Consider the following 24701-nt stretch of genomic DNA (forward strand, 5'->3'; position numbering starts at 1 on the left):
GCTCATTAGATTTTAAGGAATAAAAAATGACAATTAAAGAACGTCTCAATAACGATGTCAAAGATGCAATGCGTGCCAAGGATAAAGAGCTTTTGTCCACGCTTCGTTTAATTACTGCAGCCGTAAAGCAAGTCGAAGTTGATGAGCGCATCGAAGTTGATAATGAGCGGATGTTGGTGATTCTGGATAAAATGAGCAAACAACGCAAAGAATCTATAGCGCAATATGAAAAAGCCAATCGTAATGATTTGGTTGCGCAAGAACAATTTGAATTGGATATTATTAAGAAATACCTGCCAGAGCCTTTATCGGAAGCAGAAATAAAACAAATGGTTCAAGATGCTATTGCTTCAACTGGAGCTGAAAAAATGGCTGACATGGGTAAAGTGATGGCTCTGTTAAAGCCCAGCTTACAAGGTCGTGCTGATATGGCGCAAGTCAGTGCCATGATTAAGGCCCAATTAAGCTAAGGAGTACCATGTCTGGCTTAATCCCGCAGCCATTCATTGATGATCTCCTCCACCGAACGGATCTGGTTGAACTAATTGACAGTTATGTTCCCTTGAAAAAAAGAGGGAACAGTCATGTTGCCTGCTGTCCATTTCATAACGAAAAATCCCCCTCGTTTAACGTCGTTGCAAAAAAACAGTTTTATCACTGCTTTGGCTGTGGAGCTTCAGGCAATGCCATCAGCTTTGTCATGAATTACCTCAATCAGGGATTTGTTGATGCAGTTGAAACGCTAGCTACCCGGGTCGGATTAACGGTTCCTCGGGACAAACAAAACGAGAAAAATAATCCATCCCTCGATCTTTATAAACTCATGGCGGATGCCAGCCTTTATTATCAAAAAAAATTAAGGCATGAAGGACAACCTGCCATTGATTATTTGCGAAGAAGAGGTTTAAGCGGCGAAATTGCCAAACTCTATCAGTTAGGTTATGCAAGCGAAGGCTGGCATAACCTCGAAAAAGCATTCCCTCGCAATCAACGAGAACTGCTGACAACCGGGATGTTAATTAAAAACGATGATGGAAAAATCTATGATCGGTATCGTAACCGTGTCATGTTCCCCATTCATGATCGCCATGGACGGATTATAGGCTTTGGCGGACGTGTCCTGGACAATGAGCAAAAACCCAAATACCTTAATTCACCTGAAACCGTGATTTTTCAAAAAAGCAGGGAATTGTATGGCTTGCATCAAATTCTAAGCCAGAAAAAAAACATTGAGTACGTTATTGTGGTTGAAGGCTATATGGATGTGATTGCATTAGCCCAACATGGGATCATGAATGCAGTAGCCACTTTAGGCACCGCAACCAGTACCTACCATATTCAACTTCTAGCCAAACATACCAAATCGCTGATTTTTTGCTTTGATGGTGATAATGCAGGAAGACAAGCCGCATGGCGTGCTCTAGAAAGCAGCTTGCCGCATTTGAATCTGGGACTCGATGCCAGTTTTATGTTTTTGCCAGATAGTCATGACCCCGATAGCTTGGTTCGCCATGAAGGCAAAGAAAATTTTTTAAATCGAATCAAGCAAGCGACCCCATTACACCGTTTCCTTTTTGACAGCTTAGCCAAAGACCTCAATCTGCTTCGACCCGCAGGAAAAACCCAGCTCATAAATTTGGCCAAGCCTTTTTTACAAAAAATGGATGAAGGTTCATACAAGCAACTGCTCATTGAAGATTTGGCGCGTTTAACCCATATCGAAACTCATCGCTTAAGCCAGTTGATTACCGAGGAGTCGAAAACACCTCAGCACGAACAGGCGATGACCATTGCGCGTACACCAATGCGTATTGCGATAGCTTTGCTCCTCCAACATCCAGAAATTTATGCTCAAATCAAACAGCAAATCAACCCTGAGCTTCTCGATACGAAAGAACATGAAATCCTATTGCACGTGTTGCAGCAACTGGCAACAAATCCACAGGCCACTACCGCAACACTCATTGAATCATGGCGTGATCATCCTTATTTTGACTCGATGAACAAACTTGCAGCGTGGGAGCATCTGGTTCCCGAACAAGAGTTAGTTAAAGAATTTATCGACATTATCCTCTTTTTACAAAAACAAAACCGGGAATTAACCATACGCCAGCTGATTAATAAATCACGTCAGCAAGGATTAAGTGAAACAGAACGAATAAAACTACAAGAAATGTTAAAAGAACGTCATGTTTGATTTTGAGTAGAGTTTGAGTAATAAAGTTTGTTGCTTTGCAATTGGTATTAACCTTAACTCTTGTAATTGTTCATTATGTGCTAAAATCTTGTAAAGAAGATGTCCAGAAAAAAGCGATGAAAAATTACTGGTATGTTGCAGTCTCAAGGTTTATAATTGCAAGGTTTTTTTAATCCTAGATAAGCAATTTAAATCCAATTAGTGCTATAAATACTGTAGATTCCATTGTTTTTTAGGAAAATGTCCAATTGTCCCTAGAGAAGTGCCTATGACCATGAATGATCAAGAACAGCAGAGCTCACAGATAACCAAAGTCATCAGCTTAGGCAAGGAGCAAGGTTATTTGACGTACAGTCAAATCAATGACTTGCTGCCTAATATCGTCGATACAGAACATTTTGATGTAATTATCAGCATGCTGGAAGGCATGAACATCAAAGTATTCGAGTTGCCGCCCGGTGATGATGAATTGGCACTTCTGCTTAATACAGAAGAAGTACCAGATATCGAAGAAGCAGCCATGGTACTCGCCTCTGTTGACAAAGAAACTGGCCGTACTACCGACCCAGTCCGTATGTACATGCGTGAAATGGGTACAGTCGAGCTGTTGACCCGTGAGGGCGAAATCCGCATTGCAAAACGTATCGAAGAGGGTATCTATCAAGTACTTAAGTCTTTAGCTCATTATCCAGAAACAATCCAGCTAGTACTTGACGATTATGACCGTTTCAATGCTCAAGAAATTCGTCTCAATGAAATTATCAGTGGTTTTTCTGATGTAGAAGATGAAATAGCCCCTGCTTCAAGCATTGGCTCTATGCTTGATGAAGAACAAGTGAATGATTTACTGCTGGCAGACGATGAAGAAGATGAAGACGGCGAAGGCGGCGGTTTGGGAGAGGTCGATGATGGTCCAAACCCAGAGCAAGCTAAAATTTATTTTGATGAATTACGTGAAACATACGGAATCGCAGCGGCTGCTTTAAAAGAATTTGGCAGAGAACATGCTAAAGCGCAAAAAGCATTAGAATCCATGTCTGAGTCATTCTTAAAGCTCAAACTCACTTCTAGACAGGTTGATCGCTTAACTCGTCATTTCCGTCAACTGCGTAACCATATTAGAGAATTTGAGCGTAGCATTATGCGTCTTTGCATTGAAAAAGCGCGTATTCCACGAAAACTATTTATCGATACATTCCCTGGTCAGGAAACCGACATGGAATGGCTCAATAGCGTTATTAGCAAACACGGCAAAAAACTCGATCTGACCCGTATCCAGGAATATACCGAGGATATTTTGCGCATCCAATCTCGATTGGTGGCGTTCGAAATCGAATACGGTTTAACCATTGCTGAAATTAAAGACATCAATCGTAAAATGTCCATCGGTGAAGCCAAAGCACGACGTGCCAAAAAGGAAATGGTTGAAGCAAACTTACGTTTGGTTATTTCCATCGCGAAAAAATACACTAACCGTGGCTTGCAATTTCTTGATTTAATTCAGGAAGGCAACATCGGTCTGATGAAAGCAGTAGATAAGTTTGAATACCGTCGTGGTTACAAATTCTCTACTTATGCAACGTGGTGGATTAGACAGGCAATTACTCGTTCGATTGCCGATCAGGCACGTACCATCCGTATTCCGGTTCACATGATCGAAACGATTAACAAACTTAACCGTATTTCCAGACAAATCCTACAGGAAACTGGCCGCGAAGCCACACCTGAAGAACTGGCTGAAAAAATGGAATTAAGCGAAGACAAGATTCGTAAAGTCTTAAAAATTGCCAAAGAACCTATTTCTATGGAAACCCCAGTGGGTGACGATGATGATTCGCACTTAGGTGACTTTATTGAAGACAATAACATCGAGTCGCCAATCGACATGGCAACCGCCGAAGGTCTCCGTGAAGCAACTCTGGAAATTCTGGAAACTTTAACTCCAAGAGAAGCCAAAGTACTCCGCATGCGTTTTGGTATTGAAATGAATACCGACCATACTCTGGAAGAAGTGGGCAAACAATTTGACGTAACCCGCGAACGGATTCGTCAGATCGAAGCCAAAGCGCTCCGCAAGCTACGCCACCCATCTCGTTCAGAAAAGCTGAGAAGCTTCCTAGAAGGCGATGAAGGCTAGTTATCCAAATTAAGAGGAAGGATAAAAGGATTTGTGATACCTCTTTACCCTTCCCTCCCCTCTCCCTAAAGGGAGAGGAAAGCGTTTTAAAAAAATCACAAAAAAAACTAGAACATTAAGCAAATTAAGTTTAAAATGACCCCCTCTCCGGGCCCATAGCTCAGTTGGTCAGAGCAGCGGACTCATAATCCGTTGGTCCTAGGTTCAAGTCCTAGTGGGCCCACCAATTTAGACCTTTAAAATCAATAAGTTACGTTGACTACCTGTTTTAACACAAAAGTCCTTGCGTGACTTTTGCGTGACCTAGATCACGCACTTACAAACTTACGTGACTTTCCCTTAGAGTATTTTGACTGGCAGGTCTACTCTTTGGGTTTCGTAATAACGTTAATATCACTCCGCTTTTACGATTCTCACAAATCTTATTGGCAGCTTGATATAAACTTTGCAGCTCAGCTGAAGAATAGTGAGTTGTAATCCTACCTGAACGATGCCCAAGTAAATCTTGCCTGTCTTCAAAACTTACTCCTGCAGCTCTCAATCGTCTGCCAAACGTATGCTTTAAGTCATGCACTCTTACTTCAGGCAACTTAGCCTTTTCTCTAGCCTGTCGCCAACCCGTCGATAACATACGACTTAATGGTCGACCTTTAAAACTAAAGACATGAGTAGAATGTTTACCTCTCTGCCCTTCTATCACTTCCCGAACTGTTTCATTACAAACAATCAACCGTTCTTCACCATTTTTTACCAGTTCACCTGGTACAATAAAAACGATGATGTGTGGCAATTCTGGAATCTGTATTTCCCAATCCCAGCGCAGTTCACATATTTCACGATCCCGACATCCGGTGTTTACAGCAAACAAAGCCATATTTTTCAGATGTTCAGGTAACTGCTGAAAAAGCTTATGCTGTTCATCCCAACTTAATGGATAAGGCTTCCTTAAATCTGGTTCAGGCAAAAGTTTTATCTTTGGTGCTGAATTTAACCAGGTTAAACCGAACTCATCCATCCATTCACTAGCCGCTAAATTTAATATACGCCGAACAATCATCAAACCATGATTGATAGTTCTCGTGCTCACTTTATCCTTTCTTCGACCTTCAATAAAGGATTGCAAGCTACCAATATGAATTGCTTCAATAGGCAAATCCCCGATGTACTTAACCACTTCTCTCAAACGGCCAGCATCATCACTGATACTGCGTTTGTGTTGGTTTTCCATCAGAAATTTAGTAGCGGCTTCTTTGAATGTTCTTTTTGGGCGAACACCGTAGACTGTTGCAAGTCTTATCTCTTCGAGACGCCTTGCGAGATACTTTTCCGCCTCTTCGAGGTTGTCAGTACCAGTGCTTTCGCAAAGTCGTCGTCCGAAGACCTTTTTGTCAATACACCAGACGCTGCCACGCTTTTGCAGCCCTGGCGTTCTTTTTCGTCCCATAATTCCAAACTCCTACGTTTAACTGCCGCGGGACGACCACTACACTGTATATAATCGTCTACCCAAGCGTCTAAATCAAGCCGGTCAAATGCTACTCCCTGAGTTCCCATTGGAATTTCAACCAGATTTGGCCTGACATCTTTATTAAATCGATGGCGGTCCATACCTAGATAGGTCGGAGCGTCTCTTAAGCGAATTAATCGAGGGATTAGGTGAATATTGCTCATGACTTCTCAACTCCTGTAACTCACGAAATAAAATACTCGTTTCGAGTATTTATTACACCATATTGAGCACATAACTGCAAATGTTTTTTAGGCTATACCTATAAGAGTTTTATTTGTACAATGTTTATCAAAATTTAATATAAGTAAGGTGACATCAAATGAGTTTACTGGAAAAACTTGAACACGCTGTAGGAAATGAGTATTTGATCAGCCACAAAGATTTATTGTTAGACACAAATCAAAACAAACAGAGGCAGGCTAATTCTAATACAATAGTTTCTGTACAAAGACACCATCAGCCTGATAGCAATAAGATAGTGAATATAAAACAAGTTAATGAATAAGCTTATAGTAGTAGGGTCAGGAATAAAATCGATTTCCCATCTGACCGAAGAAACTAAACGGGTTATCCAAAGTGCTGATAAGGTACTCTACCTCATTAATGAAGATAACCTAAAACAATGGATTCAACGAGAAGCAAAAAATTCTGAATCGTTGGATTCTATCTACTTTAGCTTTGAAAAACGGATTGAAGCATATCAGGCATTAACAAATCATATCATCGAAGAATACAAGAAAGTTTCAATTTTATGTGTTGTTTTTTACGGCCATCCTACTGTTTTTGCAGATTCGGCACTTAATGCTGTAAGACAAATTAAAGAAAATGGTGGTGAAGCTATTATTTTACCTGCAGTATCAGCCCAAGACTGCTTGTTTAGTGATCTTGAAATTGATCCAGGTGATCAGGGGTGTTTTTCAATTGAAGCTACAGAGCTGGTATTATTTGAACGGTACATTGATGTTCATGCGCATTTAATACTTTGGCAGGTAGCAAACTTTGGAAGAACTGATGGAAAAAAAGCTAATAACTTACCAATTTTAAAAGATTATCTAATTGGTTACTATCCAGCAGATTATTCCATCTGTCTTTATGAGGCCCCCTCTCTGCCCACTTACATCCCTAGAATAGAGTGGATTCCACTCGGTCATATTGATCAATCAGTTATTTCTTCAATAACGACTGTATATATTCCACCAATCGAAAAAAAGGGAATTAGCAACAAATACTTAAAGCGGCTCAATCTAACAATTGATGATTTAATACTGAAATGATAAATACTCTATTATTTTCTTAATCGAACGCAACCTCTAAATAATTTCGCATCGCTGGCAAATTGTGTTCTGTTACTGCAATAAGAAAAAGCAAATCGGTTATCGATACCTTCTAATTCCTCTGAACTATTAATGTTCTTATTATTAGAAGATTTATAGTGGTAAAAAGAGAATTCCATTTGTTTGCTCACATGGTAAAGTGGACTTCCAAACGCAGAACTATTATCTGCAGTAAACTCCGACTGATAAGCCAACAGCACATTTTTTAGCATTTCCAGTTCACTGAAAGCGCTGTTGCTTTGATTGGTTTTAAAAGTATTAATCTTGGCAAATGGACACTGTAAAGGATAATAAACACTATCAGACGAACCATTCAAAGCTGATGGCACCATTACGGTCGCGGTGTATTCTAAGTCATAACATTCATTATAAATTTTCTGAATCGTTTTAACTGGAAAGTATTGCTCATCAATTGCCGGCTTCACACCAATACCTGAGCCCATGCAAATATTAAAAATGTATTTAGCTGTATCCATGATGAATGGCGTAGGCCTGAAACGATTAATACTCTTGGCACTGAGAAATAAATCGTTACAGGAAGCATCGTAGGTATTTTGAGTCAGCTTTTTTCTTAATGACTCCGAGAAATAAAGTTTCAGCTTAAGCCATTTATCGTTATGTTTGACTTCATTAATAAACTGCTCAGAAAAATAAAGAATCTCGCTATACCAGCTCTCGTTAGTATCCTTCAATATTTCTTTGAATACCTGATAATGCTCATAAGGAGACTTGGGAGCAGGAACAGTAACATTAAAATATTTCTGAATTCTTGCATGTTTTCTTTTACAACCGATATTCGGCAATAAAAAAGATGAAAGCGCTCCAGAAGAAACGGACAGCACATTGTTATCAACAGTCTGATCTTCATCAAAAATAACCTGCATATTAAAAATTGCACCAGGTCCCTGAACACAGTCTGGAAAGATGCGCTCATCTTCACCAAAATAATGCCACTCACAAAACTTATCCAGTATTAAGCCCAAAGGTAAACTATTTTTGCCATAGCCAAGATGAGAAAATAACTCATTATCGGTGTGCTTGCTGTCAATTTTTTCCATTTTGCCGTTATTGGTTGGCAGATAAGCATGATTTTTAATACCGAAATGCTCACCAAATTTATAACGAGATAAAAAGAATGGTATTTTTTTGTCAGGTTTAATTTCTTCAATGACACGATATATCGATTCGTTGACTGGTTTTAACTTATGTTTGATTTCATCCCATGAAACTCTGGTAATTTTGTTCATCCTAAACACCCATACAGCAATTAAATATCAATTATCATCTTTTGAAAATCAGGATAATTGCAGAAAGGGATTAAGTTTATCCATTTTTAATGATAGAGTCACCTTCCAAAATAGTTTTAGGGATAAAATATGTTGTTATCAGAAAAAATGCCAAAAGGAATTATACCCCTGTACTTAATACAAGCCTTTTCAACCTTTTCCTATGCGATTCTCTATTCCTCATTATCTCTGTTTCTCACGAAACAACTAGGATTGTCTAATACCCTTTCAAACAGCATTGTTGGATTATTTCTAGCATTTAATTATATTCTACATTTACTTGGCGGAGTGATTGGCGGACGATTTCTAAGTAACCGAGCCTTGTTTTTGATTACCACTGCCATACAAACCATTGGCATTTTACTTCTGGCACTTTCAGTTAAATCACTGCTTTACCTTGGACTGAGTTTATTTCTGGTTGGATGTGGCTTAAATACTACCGCATACAACAGCATACTGACACAACGCTTTGCGCCGGATGATAACCGCAGAGATAAAGCCTTTTTCTTCAGTTACTCCGCCATGAATGTAGGCTTTTGCGCTGGCTACATTATCAGCGGCTTTTTTGATTACTCCAATCAGTATCAAACGCTGCTCTATGCCAGCATAATGCCAAACGTAATCACGCTTTTACTTATGTGGGGTTACTGGTCGAACCTGAATGATCGTAATACCCCCTTACTCAAAGTTAAGAGAATAGCTTCGCTGAATTACAAACAAACCCTTGGATGGGGAATTATCTTATCTCTTATCCCATTCACCTTGCTTTGCTTTTATAAAGTCCAGTTCAGTAATGGAGCTGTAGTAGGTCTCAGCGTTTTTATGTTTTTTGTCATTTTATACCTTGGCTACCAACAAAAATCGACTTTAGATAAGCAAAAGATTATGGCTTTTCTAATTCTGGCAGTAACATCAATTCTATTCTGGATGACCTACTTCACAGGCCCAATGGGCGTAACCCTATTCATTAAAAACAATGTCGATAAACACCTGTTCTATTATGAAATGGCGACCCAATGGATTTTGAATATCAATTCCATAGTGATCATTATTGGCGCCCCATTATTATCAATAGTACTAACCCGACTGCAGGAAAACGGATACAATGTATCGGTAACCAAACAATTTATATGGGCCTTTCTGATACTGGCCGGCTCCTTTTTCTTGTTATCCGCTGGCATTCTCTCTGCCAATAAACATGGGTATATTAGTGTTTATTGGGTAATGCTCCATTTTATCACGCAAGCAATTGCAGAGTTACTGATAGGACCAGTAGGCTATGCGATGATCGGCAGAATTTCTCCACCACAGTTACAAGGTATACTGATGGGCACTTGGATGATGGTATCAGGAGTATCAGCATCGTTATCACATTACTTTTCCAATGCTATGACCAAAGGTGAGTCCACGAATCCATTACTATCCAATGGTGATTACCTGAATGTGTTTAATCAGTTGGGTATGTGGGCACTATTGGGCGCGCTTTTCCTTTACTTGATCGCCAAAAGAATTAAGCCTGTTATTGAGCAGAAAACAGATTCGAGCTTATCTGAAGCAGTAACAGCCGTATAGAAAGGAATATCAAACGATAATAATTGATATAAAATAGGTCAAAACTGCATTTTACCTCTGATCTTTTCCATGTAAAAAAACTAATTTTATCGATATCACGGCTATGGTTTACTGTTTTCGACTGTTGTCGTAATAAGATGAAAATGAAGGATGTTACATGGAATGTTTTATCGAGGTTTCAGAACCTATTGTTGACTTTAAGTTTCAATTAAAAAAAGACTCTCAGAAATATTTGATCGATTTCATTCTGTCTTACAGTAAATTGAACTGTAATGAACTAGCCCAAATACTTGGGGCGAGTCCACTGGTGATCAGCCAAGTATTGGCTGGAAAAAAGTTCTTAGGCCCTTCGAAGGCACACGACTTGTTCCATTATTTTGCCATGATGATTGGGCATTAATGCTTCTAATTTCTATCAAACCAGATCTGCTCTGTAGTTTTTAGATAACTTAAAGAACAGATCCATCCATCAAATAAATCAATATTTACACACTTTGACTATAATCATGCTTGCAAATTGATTAATCAAAATAATTTCATTAGCATAAGCCGGTTTTAAACCTCTTTAGCCTAATGTAATCTAGTTTTTCATTGGCTATACTTGTTTTTATATTGCAAAAATAATCATAAGAGAAAAGCAATGAATGATAGGTGGTTATCGGTTGATGAAATTGGAGAGTATCTCGGGGTGAAAAGAGATACTGTCTATAAATGGATTAATGATAAAGGAATGCCAGCCCATAAAATTGGACGACTTTGGAAGTTTAAGAAAGAAGATGTTGACAGTTGGGTAAAACAAGGTGAAGCAAATGCCTCAAACAATGAAAGTTTGAGTACTTCTTGAGTTAATACTGAATGAGAAATTCAACCTATGCAGCTAATAGATAACACATATAATTTATGGGGTGATGAACTTAAAAAATCACTACACCCCGGATCTAAATTAAAAATAGCTGCATCCTATTTTTCAATTTATGCATTTGAAGCACTAAAAAAAGAATTAAGCCAAATTGAATCATTACAATTTATTTTTACAAAACCAGCGTTTGTTCCCAATGATGTAACTGACAAACTGAGGAAAGAGCATAGAGAATTTTATATTCCCAAAAAGATGCGAGAAAAAAACCTTTATGGAACTGAGTTTGAAATACAATTAAAGAATAAACTTAATCAGCGAGCGATTGCTAAAGAGTGTGCTGCATGGATAAGGGAAAAGGTTAAATTTCGTTCTAATTCAACCAAGTCACCTATGCAGCAGTTTGCTTGCGTAGATTCGAACCCAGAACAATGCCTTTATACCATGATAAATGGTTTTACTGCTGTTGATTTAGGTTATCAAAAAGGTGATGCGATCTCTAATTTCATCAGTAAAGATAATACCTCTCAGAACACTTCAGCCTTCTTGCAGATGTTTGATCAAATTTGGAATGATACCTCAAAAGTTCAAGATGTTACTGAAACAGTCTGTTACCACATAGAATCTGTGTATCAAGAAAACTCTCCAGAAAAAATGTATTTTTTTATTTTATACAACATTTTCAATGAGTTTTTGGAAGATTTAAATGAAGATGTTCTACCTAATGACTTAACTGGCTATCAAAATACGGTTGTCTGGAATAAGCTATTTAATTTTCAGAAAGATGCAGCAACTGGCATTATCAATAAACTTGAAAAATTCAATGGCTGTATTTTGGCAGATAGTGTCGGACTTGGTAAAACCTTTACCGCACTGGCTGTCATCAAATATTACGAACTCAGAAACCGATCTGTTCTAGTGCTCTGCCCCAAAAAGCTTGCAAATAATTGGCTTAACTATAATAAAAACCTTAAGACTAATTTATTAGCAAAAGATCGCTTGAACTACGACGTCCTATGTCACACCGACTTACAACGAACATCTGGAGAATCATTTGGCATCCAATTGGATAGAATAAATTGGGGTAATTACGATCTGGTTGTCATTGATGAGTCACATAACTTTAGAAACAATGAGGCTTATAAGGATAAAGAGACCCGTTATCAAAAACTTATGAATGCAGTTATCAAGGATGGCGTAAAAACCAAAGTTCTCATGTTATCTGCGACACCAGTAAATAACCGATTTAATGATTTGCGAAATCAATTAGCCCTAGCTTATGAAGGGGAGTCAGAAACGCTCAGGGATAAATTAAAGACAGGGAAAAGTATTGAAGAAATTTTTAAGCAAGCTCAAGCTGCTTTTAATGCCTGGAGCAAATTACCAATTGAGCAACGCACCGCTAAAGCTATTTTAGATGTGCTTGATTTTGATTTCTTTGAGTTACTGGATAGTGTTACAATTGCCCGCTCGAGAAAACATATTGAAACATTCTATGATACGACAGAAATTGGGTCATTCCCAACTCGGTTAAAACCAATTTCTTATCGCAGCCCTCTTACTACTCGCAAAGATACTCCTGATTTTAATGAAATTTATCAAGAACTTTTACGACTGAAATTGTCCGTCTATGCACCTGTAAGCTATATATTGCCGAGTCGGATAAAGAAATATGAAGATTTATATGATACCACCGTTGAAGGCGGTAAAGGAAAACTACGACAAGTTGATCGTGAAAGAAGTTTACAGTCATTAATGACTACAAATTTGCTCAAACGATTGGAGAGCTCAGTTGAAGCATTTCGTTTAACTTTAAAATCATTAAAAAACAACCACACATATATTTTGAACAAAATTGAGTTATTTAAAAGCAATGGAGAAGTTTCATCTATACATGATTTAGCAGATTCATTAGATAAATTAGAAGCAGAGGATGAGGACTTTTCTGATCTGGGTGACTTCAGAACAGGTGGTAAAGTTCAAATTAATTTTGCTGATATGGATCTACCCTCCTGGGAATTTGATCTAAAAGCGGATCTAAAGGTTATTAGTGAATTACTCAATGTGATGGAAAAAATCATTCCTAAAGATGATGAAAAACTTCAAAGCCTCAATCAACATATCGCAAATAAAATTGCTAATCCTATTAATCCAGGAAACAAAAAAATATTAATTTTCACAGCTTTTGCTGATACCGCTGATTATTTATATGGTTATTTGTCACCCATATTAAAAGATCAGGGTATACATTGTGCAAAGGTAACAGGAAGTAACGGTGCGATTACTACCTTAAAAAAAGGATATGATTTTCAAACTATCTTGACGTTGTTCTCCCCTCTTTCCCTACAAAAAGAACAAGTAGTACCAGACGAACCTGAAGAGATTGATGTATTAATTGGCACTGATTGTATTTCAGAAGGCCAAAACTTACAGGATTGTGATTACCTGATTAATTATGATATTCACTGGAACCCTGTACGCATCATACAGCGTTTTGGTCGAGTTGATCGAATAGGCTCCAAAAATAAAGTAATACAGTTGGTTAATTATTGGCCTGACATCTCTTTAGATGAGTATATTAACCTAAAAGAACGTGTAGAAAACCGCATGGTCATTGTCGACGTTACAGCAACGGGCGATGATAATGTTTTGTCAGCACAGGCTAATGATGTTTCATACAGAAAAGAGCAATTGCAGCGTTTACAGGACGAAGTGATTGAAATGGAAGATTTAAAAACAGGAGTCAATATTACCGATTTAGGATTAAATGATTTTCGAATGGATTTGGTTAATTATGTTAAACATCATGGAGATTTAGACGACCTACCGGGTGGCATGCATGCTGTGTTACCTGCATGTCCTGAAAAGGGATTATATCCCGGTGTTGTATTTACTTTAAGAAACAGACAACAAAGCATAAACATAAACCAACATAATCGTTTGCATCCCTACTATTTGGTTTATATCAACAAAAAAGGCGAGGTCATCACAGATCATACGGCAGTCAAGCAAATATTGGATTTGCTTCGGGCGAATTGTAAAGGGATCAATAATCCTATATTAGATATCTGTGGACACTTTAATATGAAAACAGATGATGGCCGTAACATGGGCTATTATTCAGATTTATTGAGTAAAACAATCCAATCGATTATTCAAGTCAAAGAAGAAAAAGATATCGATAGTTTGTTTACGCAACGTAAAACTACAGCATTAGTCGATTCAATCAAAGGATTAGATGATTTTGAGCTTCTTAGCTTTATCGTGATAGAAGGAGCCAACCGTGCTTGATTTGCTGGCTTTTCCTGATAATGCCGCTGTAAACAAACAGATAACCAAAAAAAAATTATTTGAATGGACTCAAGCGAATACAACGATTAAAAATCTATTTGCAGCACAAGTTGAACGAATAATTTGGGCTTATAAACTGTCTCCTGAAACTATCAATTTATCCTCAAAAGAGGGCATTGAAGAAATTCAGATATTTGAGATTTTTCTTAAAGGCAGTGAACTTAACAATGAACTCTTAAAAACCATTGATAAGGCCATACCTTCCCCTATTTTCTTTGTGATTTATGATGACCAAAGTATTCAGTATCGAGCGACATATAAACGGGTTAGCGATGCCGATTCAACCAAGTGGTTAGTTGGGGATTATTTTGAAAGTGCCTGGATAATTAAGCGATATCAAAAGTCCGATTTACCACAAGCATTGGATTTGAAAAGCCTTTATTATTCACTCTTGCAAGCGTTAATTCCCCTAACTAAACGTCAAGATGAATCCATTGAGCAGCTCTTAACTCGCTATCAGGCTTTGAATCAATTAGAGCGAAAATCAGAGCAATTGCAAAAGAGATTGCATCAAGAGAAACAGTTTAATTATAAAGTTGAAATTAATGCGCAGTTGCGCGATGTAAAAAAACAAATTGAACAATTAAGAGATTAAATAAAGAGGTTGAATACGCATGAATTCTTTGAAGATGCACAGTAAAAATATTACAGAAGATAATATTGAAAAAATAGCGTCATTATTCCCTAATTGCCTAACTGAGGCTATAGATGCTCAAGGGCAGTTAAGAAAAAAGATTGATTTTGATTTGCTGCGGCAAGAATTGTCTCGAGAAATTGTGGAAGGACCTCAGGAGCGTTATCAATTAAACTGGCCAGGGAAAAGACAGTCACTGTTAACTGCTAATTCACCTATTGCTAAGACACTTCGCCCCTGCCGTGAAGAGAGTGTTGATTTCGATAAGACAAAAAATCTCTTTATCGAAGGGGACAATCTAGACGCCTTAAAACTGCTTCAGGAAACCTATCTTGGCAAGGTAAAAATGATTTACATTGATCCTCCGTATAACACTGGCAATGATTTTATATACAACGATAACTTTACCGAGTCTATTGATGATTATCTGCATAATTCAGGGCAAAAAGATAATGAGGATAACAGGCTTATAGCTAATAAAGATTCTAATGGCCGCTTCCATTCTAATTGGCTGAGCATGATGTATTCTCGGCTTAAATTAGCCAGAAATCTTCTTAAAGACGATGGCATAATTTTTATCAGCATTGATGATAATGAAGTAAATAACTTAAAAAAAATATGTGATGAAATATTTTCTGAAGAAAATTGTATTGGCATATTAACCTGGAAAAATAAATATGGTGCTGGAGCAAAAACAAAAGGCTTTATTGAAGTACATGAATATATTCTTTGTTACTCCAAAAAAGATATTAATAATATTTCATCGAAATTAAACCAAGAACAAATTAATGAATATAAAAACAAAGATGACAAATTCATGACTCGAGGAGGCTTTGTTACCCAGCCATTAATGACTAATAGCTTGGATGATAGAGATAACTTACAATACTCAATTAAGTATAATGAAGAGACAATTACTCCAAGAAAACAGTGGGTCTGGAGTAAAGCTAGATTGCTCGAGGCTATTAAAAATGATGAAGTGGTTTTTAAGAAGAAAAATAACGGCGAATATAGTGTAAGAGCAAAAGTTTATTTGAAAGATGAAAATGGAAAAATAAGAAAAGGGAAGCCGTTATCACTGTTAAATGGCCCATTTAATCAGGAAGGCACTAAAGAAGTTGAAGAACTATTAGGAAAAAATATTTTTAGTTTTCCGAAACCATTAAATCTTATTAAATATCTATTTAGTTTTACCGTTAATGATAAAGAAGAAAATGATGGTATTTATTTGGATTTTTTTTCTGGTTCTAGTACTTCAGCACATGCATTGTTTGATCTGAATGCTGAAGATGGAGGGAATAGAAAATTCATTCAAATACAGCTACCTGAAAAATGTGATAATAAAAGCACCGCCTTTAAAAACAAATATACTAATATTGCTGAAATCAGCAAAGAACGAATACGTCGCGCCGGAATAAAAATCAAAGAAGAAAATGCAAATAAAGAATATGTTGAAAAGCTAGATATTGGCTTCAGAGTTCTCAAAATCGACTCAAGTAACATGACTGATGTATATTACACGTCGAACACGATTTATCAGGATTTATTGACCTCACACACCGATAATGTAAAACCTGATCGAACTCCAGAAGATTTACTGTTTCAAGTCCTACTAGACTGGGGCGTCGGTTTAAGCCTGCCAATCGCAAAAAAAATTATCCATGATCGTGAAGTATTTTTTGTCGATGAAGATGCTCTTGTTGCTTGCTTTGATAACAATGGAAAAATAACAGAGGAATTTGTCAAAGAGCTAACTCAATATAGCCCTCTCAGAGTCGTATTCCGAGATGCATGTTTTGCTTCAGATAATGTCAAAATCAATGTGACGCAAATATTTAAACAGCTATCTCCGCATACTGAGGTTAAAACCATTTAAGGATTTTAAGTTAAATGATGAAGTTAAAATTTAAACATCAAGCTTATCAGGCAGAAGCAGTTAATGCAGTGATAGAGTGTTTTAAAGGCCAGAAGAGACATGAAGGAATTTTGTACCGAGTCGATCCTGGAATTCAATCCAATGGCCAAATGGATATGTTTGATGAGTCTGGTTTTAAAAACGCTGATTTAGATATCGATGAAGCTCAAATTTTAAAGAATATCCAAGCGATACAAAAAAAGCAAAATATCCCAGTATCGGCACACCTTAGTAAAAATGCTATTGCGCTGGTAAATCTTGATATAGAAATGGAAACTGGAACAGGTAAAACCTATTGCTACATTAAAACGATCTTTGAAATGTATAAGCAGTATGGCTGGTCTAAGTTTATCATTATCGTACCAAGTATTGCTATTCGTGAAGGTGTATATAAAAGTTTACAGATTACCAGCGAGCATTTTCTTGAACAATATAGTAAAAAAGCAAAGTTTTTTATCTATAATTCCAAGGAGCTTCACAATATAGAAAGTTTTTCCTCCGATGCAGGGATTAATGTGATGGTTATCAATGTGCAGGCGTTTAATGCAACAGGTAAAGATAACCGTCGAATATATGAAGAACTGGACGATTTTCAAAGCAGAAGACCCATTGATGTTATCAAAGCAAATCGCCCTATTTTAATATTAGATGAGCCACAAAAAATGGAAGGCGGAAAAACATTAAACTCCTTAGAAAAGTTTAATGCCTTAATGGTGTTGCGATATTCCGCTACTCATAAAACAACACATAATAAGATATATCGTCTTGATGCTTTAGACGCTTACAATCAAAAACTTGTTAAGAAAATATCCGTTAGAGGTATTACAGTAAATGGATTGAGTGGAACCAATGCTTATCTATATCTTGAGTCAATTGAACTATCAACGTCAGCTCCTATAGCAAGAATTGAATTTGAAGTAAAACAAAAAACAGGCCTTATCAAACGTATCATTAAAAAACTCAAAAAAGGTGATAATTTGTTTGACCACTCGAATGGGCTTGCAGAATATGACGGTTATGTAATTAGTGATATTAATGCAATTACCGACACTGTGAGTTTTACGAATGGGGTCGAAATCAGTGCTGGTGAAGCGCTCGGCAACGTTAATGAAAGTACATTACGTCGTATCCAAATACGTGAAGCAATACGCGCCCATATAGAGAAAGAACAAACTTTGTTTTATCAAGGCATAAAAGTACTAACCTTATTTTTTATTGATGAAGTAGCCAAATATCGTAAATATGATGAGCACAGCCAGGTTGATGGTGATTATGCCGAAATGTTTATGGAAGAATATAAGGCATGTCTTGATGACCTCGATTTATCTGATAGACATGAGTATCAAAAGTATCTAAATCAACATGATGTCAATCAAATACATAATGGTTATTTCTCTATTGATAAAAAAACCAAGCAATATGTTGATCCAAAAACAAATAGGGATAAAGAAACGGATGATGTAGATGCTTATGATTTGATTCTTAAAGACAAAGAGCGGTTGTTATCATTTGACGAGCCCGTTCGTTTTATATTTTCACATTCTGCTTTGAGAGAAGGTTGGGATAACCCTAATGTTTTTGTCATTTGTGCTTTAAAACATAGTGATAACCAAATATCTCGAAGACAAGAGGTTGGTCGAGGTCTCAGACTAGCAGTTAACCAGCATGGTGAGCGCCAAGACCATCCTTCAACAGTTCACGAAATCAATCGACTTACTGTAGTAGCGAGTGAAAGTTATAAGGAGTTTGTGAGTGCATTACAAAAGGACATTAGTGAATCACTAACGGAAAGAGCCAGAAAAGCAAGTGTTGACTATTTTACGGGCAAAGTGATTATACAAAACAATCAACAACACGAATTATCTCTTTCTGAAGCCAAGGATATTTATCACTATTTAATTAAGCATGATTATATTGATACCGATGATAGCATTACTCAAAAATTTCATGATGATTTGGAATGTGGAACATTAGTAGAATTTCCTGAGTCACTGAGTGCCATCGCGGATCAGGTTGTTGAATTAATTAAGGGGGTATATAGCGATGCACTACTACCATCTATCGTCAACGATCGTAAGTTTAAAATTAATCCGTTAAACGAAAATTTTCACAAAAAAGAATTCAAAGAGCTCTGGAATAGAATAAATCAAAAAGTAACGTACAATGTACATTTTGATTCAAATGAGCTTATCCAAAAATGTGTGGCTGAACTGGATAAAAATCTAAAGGTGAGCCCCTTATCCTATACAATTCAAACTGGAGAGCAGCTAGACACATACAGTACCGATGAATTAAAACAGCAAAAAGGTTTTATTCTTAAAGAAACATCATCACATTATGAAAACAGAGATACCGAATCAAAGGTTCGCTATGATTTGGTTGGGAGCGTGGTTGATAACACCCAATTAACCCGAAAAACAATTGCCACGATCTTATCCAAGATAGAACAGAAAACTTTTGCTAAGTTTAAACAAAACCCTGAAGAATTTATCAGCCAAGCAACAAAGATAATCAACGATCAAAAAGCCTCTCAGGTCATTGAACATCTCGCTTACGATACTTTAAATGACAAGCATGATTTGGATATTTTTACTGGCGCTCAAATCAAGGAGGATTTCAGTCTTGCTGGAACACCCCTGCGCAGTCATATCTATGATTATGTTATTACAGATTCAGATGTAGAAAGAAAATTTGTTGAAGAGTTAGATACAAGTTCTGAGGTTGTGGTTTATGCAAAATTACCAAGAGGTTTTACTATACCAACTCCTGTAGGTGATTATAACCCTGACTGGGCGATCGCATTTAAAGAGGGAGCTGTCAAACACATTTATTTTGTTGCTGAAACTAAAGGCACCCTGTCTTCAATGCAACTACGGGAAATCGAGCAACATAAAATCAACTGTGCCAGGAAATTTTTTCATCGTTTAAATAAGAATATTAATGAAAATAAAGTTAGATATGATGTGATTGATAGCTTTTCTGCATTAATGGAAGTTGTTGGTTCCTCTTAAGATAATAGTAAGACATGTGGTGTTTCTTATTTGGAAACTGGGCAGCAAATCTCGGGAAACTAGGTAAAATCTCAAAATACAATGGCATAACATAAAAAATTCTTCAGTTTATTACAAGATATCCTCTCTTAGCAGGTATGCTGTTACTGATGCTTTTTTCAAGAGGAAATTTAAAATCACTAAAATCTGAGTTTTTAATTGTAAAGTTATTTTTATGTTCTGCCTATTTTTGAGGATATAGCTTCGAACAAAGTTTTCTAAATAATAAACAGTGTCTTCTTCTAGCTCTTTGCGGTATAAATCAGGGTTACGCTGAATAATACTGCTGATCCAGGAAATACCGTCAGAAGCAAAATTACTTCCTATGTCATTAAGTAGTTTTGCGATTGAATATAAAACAACACTATTATTACCGATATCATTGGAAACTTTTTTAAAAAAAGTTCGTTCCCGATCTTTTAATGAATGCCATTTCTTAGTTCCTGCTTTCCATTGGAATACTAATAGGTAATTATGAATAATAGCTCTGTAATCTCTGTGTATATTTTCGTTAGAGCAGAGCTTGACAATGTGGGGATAGAATATCTGCCATATAACCCAAAACTCATCGTATTGGCTCAGTACATCTTCCGCGCAAACAAGTTCATTCAAAAGATTCGTTACCATCTCTCTAGCAGGTCTATCACTAATAAGTTCAGCAAAGGGTAGAATATAAGACTCAATTTCTGTTTTTTCCGATGTGAGAATAAAATGAGCAAATTTATTAAAGAATTTTTGCTCAAGGCTATGATTACGACACCCATTTCTGTCTTCTGTTCTCATAGTAGCTATAAGGACAGGTATAATATCGGCTAGGAATTTCTTATGGTTTGAATCGGGTGTTTTCAAAGGAATTAATAGAAAAGCAGTCATTAGGGTAGCTGGCAGTATCGCACTAACATTTTCTATATCACGATAAGTAAGTTGATTAGAAATAAATTGCTGAATTTCTTCTGCATGCTTTTTTTTGAAAAAGTCTATTAAAGAAATTATTGAGGTATGGTTTATTTTTACTTTATTTTTTTTACGAATCAACTTAGATATATTATCAAACTTTGGTTTTAATAATAAATATCCATACAATAGAGCATTGGCATCATGAGAATATTCATTCCATAACTCTAAAATTGCGGATGTTGCATAGTCGGAGACTTTTTGATTACCAATTGTTTGAGAATCGAACAGTAGCAGCAAGAGTATCTCTTTAATTTTTTCACGGTCTTTAGGAAACTGTTTCAATAGAAGTGGTAGGCTGCTGATTGCTACATCTAAACCGTCGTTGAATTGATATTTATAGTTTTCTCTTAAGGGCATTGATGAGTATTCAAGAATAATCTCTTTGCAAAATTCAGCATCCTGAGTACTAAGTTGGTTAGAGTGGTCTCGTAGAAGAATACTACATGCATATGCTGGGATTTGACGTTCAACGTAAATATAGGGTCTATCGTCAATGTTATATTTTTTTAAGTGTTCGATAACCTCTTTAGTTTCAGAAAGTATTAGCTTATGATCGTTTTCATATTGAGGATAATCCTTGGCTTTATCGTTATTTTCAAGTTTATAACTTGACCATAATTGGAGAGATAAATATTTATTATTCTCCGAGATCTTTGTTAATGCATCTTTGCTGTACTGACTTAATACCGGATCTAGTTCTGGATTAAAAGTAATGAGAATCTGATCGCCTTTTTTTTCGGTGCTGATTTTCATTTTCCTTATATCCATTCTTGCCAGGCAAAGTCTCCATGGTTTGTCGTAATCTGTTTCATTTGAAACAGGAGATAAGTTTGCATAGTATTCATCAAATATCTTCCATAAAACTTCCTGTCTCTTAAGCGTTTCTTCCTCTGTTTCTCCGTGAATGTTGAGTTGGTATTTAAGAGCTTGATTTTCAAGAGAAAAGCTTCGATGCTCATCATTACATGTTTCTAAACGTTCGTTTTTGAATATACCTATAGAGTCATGGCACATGGAATACAAACTCCTCGCACTTTTATCGAGTTGCATTCTGGACGAATCAAAAATGAAGAAATCTTCTGTTTGAAAAAGTATTTTAGCGACATTGAACATTTTGGTGGGATAAGCAAGAACAACACTTACTATAATGGCAGTGATCGATGTTGATCGCGAATTTTTTAAGAGGTAAAAACATAAATTTTCTAAAGCTTCAGGAGATGCTTCTTTTGAAAATGTTAAAAGCCATCGTTCCAGAGCCATATGGATAGACTCTAAGATATTTGGCATTGATTGAGTACCACGATAAATATTCCAAATCTCATGTCCAATGTATTGTTTTACAGATTGGCCAGTTTCATCAATAAGAACGTCTATTTCTCCTACTTCATTACTAAATCTTGATTTAGCAAAATGTTCAATTGATCTATTTGTAAACGATAGAATAAAGTCAATCGTTGCATTAAAAGCTGTTTGAAGAAGTATTAGAACAGGAGTTTGAAAAGCGCTTGACGGGTAATATTCTTGATAACACATTTTAAGACCACAGCACGTTTCTATATCAGATAAGTGAGCGCAAGAAGAGGGGATTTTATTGGGGGCTGCAAACCAAAAATAATCGGCTAATTTTAATACTTCTTCTGGTATGTTTTTTGCTACTTCGGAGCTATTAATAATCGAGGATAAAATTGCTTTCACTAATTCATTGTATTTGCCTATATTATCGTTATCTTTCGTGGATATTACTTCCTCGATAATTTGGGTCAGCTCTTCCTTTATCTCACCAGCACCATTAAGAATAGTTCTAATTATTTTCTTACCTAGCTCGGATCGTAGGCTATAATTGAAACCATATTCACTAATCGATACTTCGTAATAGAAAAGTGCACATTGACTTGCTTTTTTTGTGATATCTCCAGTCTTATAACTCCGGTTCCAATCATCAAACATTGAAATAATTATATCCAGATTTCGCAACTTTATTTTTTCTTTATGTTTGTCGATAAAACTTATTGTTGTGCTCCATCCACTTCCTTTGGGAATTGTAAAAATTGTTTCCAATACCTTAGAATTTTTTCCTGAAAAGCCCAACTGCTTTAGAGAACCCTCATCTACTGTTTTGCAAGCAATTCTTAGTAAGAAGATAACCTTGTATAATAAGTCTTGATCAAATTTGTCGTATTCATCTGAGGGCTTTGGCTCAATAAGTAATTCATTCTCAAATTGCTCAAAGAACACTTGGGAATAGTCTGAAAGAAGAACTGAAACCAAGACTTCATCTCGCCAATGATTATGAATGTGTGTATTTTGAATAGTGAACTCAATTAGCTGTTTTGCATTCTCAACATTATCGAAAAGTTTATCAGAAAGCCAATTTCGAAAAGATCGTCGAATAGCTAGAGAGTCTCCGATATCGTTATAAAAACATTCATAATCTGGAAACGCACAGAATGATCGGTTAATGAGTTTTTCAAGAGCCCATTCTTCATAGACGTCATGGGTTATAAAATATCCCCCTGTATTTGATTCAAATTTAATGATTTCATCTTCTTCAAGCTTTTTTAATGCCTTATTATCAGGGTCATTAATTTTAACCAAAAATCCACCATCATTCGCTCTTTGTTTTGCAATCCTCAAAAAACAGTCTTCTCTACGCCGATGTAGATTATTCTCTTGATAGCTTGAGTTTTGGATATGTTTTAACCAGATAATATTTTTGAAATCTGAATAATTAATGTCATTTTTTAGTGAACTATAGTTTTTCAGATACTCATTTAGATATAAAGGAATTTGCAAAAGACATAACAATCTCTCATTTTTGGGCAGATTAAATTCTTGTGTTTTAGATATTTTCGTTAGCTCTTCATGTGTAAGCAATGGGATATTAAGAGATTTAAAATTTGTTACACAATATTCTTCTAATTGAAATCTGAGATCATCAAGATAACTATGTCTTACAGTAAAAAGTATCTTCCAATCATTATCAACAAGTTCTGTGAGGAACAACTGAAAGACATTTTTATCCTCAATCTCCAAAAACTTTTCAGCTGAATCAAAGATAATGTATTTTTCTGGTATATCTCTATGTTCGCTAATGAATTCTGAAGAAGTAATTTCCCCATACGCTTTAAAAAGTCCATTGATGTGAGAAATATTCTTGAATAAAGCAGCTTTAAATAAAAAAAAGGGAATTGATTCTTTTACATTTTCATAAAGTTCTTTAGTAACTGCTGTTTTTCCAACACCTGTACCCCCATAAACTATTACCAACGGAGAAGTTTGGAATATATCCTTTATTTGTTTAACAATTTTAGAACGATCAAATTTAATTTTCTTTTTGCCAAAAAAAATTTCAGATTGAATTGGTTTCAGGATGGAGTCAGTGTTTAACCTTATTTCGGCAATAGAGTCGAGAATACCTTTCTTTAAACTGAAGAAATGTTCCACAACATTAAATTGTTCACAAACGAAAGGAGATTCAAAATAACTTGCTGTTCTCCAATCAATGGCAATATTGTTGGTTTTGGCGTATTTCTCAATATCGGTTTTATAGCTTGGATCAGTTTTTTTTGCATGCTGGCCAAACTCCTGATTTGTGTAAAGAATTATTTTATTTACTTCGGGATATCTCTGTTTGGTTATGTTTATTGAACCAATTAAGTCAGCTTTATTTTTAGATAATCCTGTCTCGTAGAATTTTGCTTGCCATCCGATAACAAACCCATCTTTCTCAATAGGGTTTGTTTCTATTCCTGCATGATTTTTAAAGCGGAATATACCAATGTTTTTGTCAAACTCTTTGCAGAAGAGAAGATAACATAGGCGCTCGAAAGCCGATTGCTTATCATCACTAAATTTTGTCCTGAAATTATCCCAGTTAATATCAGCTATTCGATTTTTCATAT

Annotated in this window: 15 protein-coding genes and 1 tRNA gene; 13 read left to right on the forward strand and 3 right to left on the reverse strand. The window is 36.2% G+C overall.

Annotation, left to right across the window (positions count from 1 at the left end; genetic code table 11):
• Window positions 1-26: 26 nt before the first annotated feature.
• The 4 genes from BW930_RS10880 to BW930_RS10895 all read left to right on the forward strand — a co-directional run bounded on the left by BW930_RS10880 (window position 27) and on the right by BW930_RS10895 (window position 4560).
• A complete protein-coding gene (locus tag BW930_RS10880; RefSeq protein ID WP_058468147.1) occupies window positions 27-470 on the forward strand; it encodes a GatB/YqeY domain-containing protein in 444 nt (147 codons plus the stop codon).
• Window positions 471-478: 8 nt separating this feature from the next.
• On the forward strand, window positions 479-2197 hold the full coding sequence (dnaG, locus tag BW930_RS10885; protein WP_058468146.1) for a DNA primase: 1719 nt from the start codon (window positions 479-481) through the stop codon (window positions 2195-2197).
• Between the two features lie 268 nt (window positions 2198-2465).
• Window positions 2466-4334 (forward strand): RNA polymerase sigma factor RpoD, encoded by a 1869-nt coding sequence (gene rpoD, locus BW930_RS10890; RefSeq protein ID WP_058468145.1) that lies wholly within the window; start codon window positions 2466-2468, stop codon window positions 4332-4334.
• 149 nt (window positions 4335-4483) lie between these two features.
• Window positions 4484-4560, forward strand: a tRNA-Ile gene (locus BW930_RS10895).
• A 90-nt stretch (window positions 4561-4650) separates the two neighbouring features.
• Here the strand turns inward: BW930_RS10895 and BW930_RS10900 are convergent.
• Window positions 4651-5778, reverse strand: a complete 1128-nt coding sequence (locus BW930_RS10900; RefSeq protein ID WP_238587861.1) for a tyrosine-type recombinase/integrase — start codon at window positions 5776-5778, stop codon at window positions 4651-4653.
• Between the two features lie 385 nt (window positions 5779-6163).
• On the opposite strand from BW930_RS10900, the gene BW930_RS10910 reads away from it, so the two are divergent.
• Both BW930_RS10910 and BW930_RS10915 read left to right on the forward strand, forming a co-directional pair.
• Window positions 6164-6349 (forward strand): hypothetical protein, encoded by a 186-nt coding sequence (locus BW930_RS10910; RefSeq protein ID WP_058468142.1) that lies wholly within the window; start codon window positions 6164-6166, stop codon window positions 6347-6349.
• Window positions 6342-7118, forward strand: coding sequence for an SAM-dependent methyltransferase (locus tag BW930_RS10915; RefSeq protein ID WP_058468141.1), 777 nt, complete (start codon window positions 6342-6344; stop codon window positions 7116-7118). Before BW930_RS10910 ends, BW930_RS10915 begins: the two co-directional genes overlap by 8 nt.
• An 11-nt stretch (window positions 7119-7129) precedes the next feature.
• On the opposite strand, the gene BW930_RS10920 is transcribed toward BW930_RS10915, so the two are convergent.
• Window positions 7130-8425 (reverse strand): hypothetical protein, encoded by a 1296-nt coding sequence (locus BW930_RS10920; protein WP_058468140.1) that lies wholly within the window; start codon window positions 8423-8425, stop codon window positions 7130-7132.
• Window positions 8426-8554: 129 nt separating this feature from the next.
• On the opposite strand from BW930_RS10920, the gene BW930_RS10925 reads away from it, so the two are divergent.
• The 7 genes from BW930_RS10925 to BW930_RS10955 all read left to right on the forward strand — a co-directional run bounded on the left by BW930_RS10925 (window position 8555) and on the right by BW930_RS10955 (window position 19803).
• Window positions 8555-10036: a peptide MFS transporter gene (locus tag BW930_RS10925; RefSeq protein ID WP_058468139.1), complete on the forward strand. Its 1482-nt coding sequence runs from the start codon at window positions 8555-8557 to the stop codon at window positions 10034-10036.
• A 157-nt stretch (window positions 10037-10193) separates the two neighbouring features.
• Complete coding sequence (locus BW930_RS10930) at window positions 10194-10436, forward strand: hypothetical protein (RefSeq protein WP_058468138.1); 243 nt, start codon at window positions 10194-10196, stop codon at window positions 10434-10436.
• Window positions 10437-10676: 240 nt separating this feature from the next.
• Window positions 10677-10880 (forward strand): methylation-associated defense system helix-turn-helix domain-containing protein MAD1, encoded by a 204-nt coding sequence (mads1, locus tag BW930_RS10935; protein WP_058468137.1) that lies wholly within the window; start codon window positions 10677-10679, stop codon window positions 10878-10880.
• 27 nt (window positions 10881-10907) lie between these two features.
• Entirely contained in the window at window positions 10908-14183 is a 3276-nt protein-coding gene (locus BW930_RS10940; RefSeq protein WP_058468136.1) for a helicase-related protein, read from the forward strand.
• The gene (locus BW930_RS10945; protein ID WP_058468135.1) at window positions 14176-14838 is read left to right on the forward strand and encodes a DUF4391 domain-containing protein; all 663 of its coding nucleotides are present in this window, start codon (window positions 14176-14178) and stop codon (window positions 14836-14838) included. The genes BW930_RS10940 and BW930_RS10945 overlap by 8 nt, the downstream gene beginning before the upstream one ends.
• Before the next feature lie 19 nt (window positions 14839-14857).
• Entirely contained in the window at window positions 14858-16753 is a 1896-nt protein-coding gene (locus BW930_RS10950) for a site-specific DNA-methyltransferase (protein ID WP_058468134.1), read from the forward strand.
• A gap of 14 nt (window positions 16754-16767) precedes the next feature.
• Window positions 16768-19803: a type III restriction-modification system endonuclease gene (locus BW930_RS10955; RefSeq protein ID WP_202972265.1), complete on the forward strand. Its 3036-nt coding sequence runs from the start codon at window positions 16768-16770 to the stop codon at window positions 19801-19803.
• Between the two features lie 111 nt (window positions 19804-19914).
• On the opposite strand, the gene avs4 is transcribed toward BW930_RS10955, so the two are convergent.
• The gene (gene avs4, locus BW930_RS10960) at window positions 19915-24699 is read right to left on the reverse strand and encodes an AVAST type 4 anti-phage nuclease Avs4 (RefSeq protein ID WP_058468133.1); all 4785 of its coding nucleotides are present in this window, start codon (window positions 24697-24699) and stop codon (window positions 19915-19917) included.
• Window positions 24700-24701 lie beyond the last annotated feature (2 nt).

Source organism: Fluoribacter gormanii (assembly GCF_900156395.1).
GTDB lineage: Bacteria > Pseudomonadota > Gammaproteobacteria > Legionellales > Legionellaceae > Legionella > Legionella gormanii.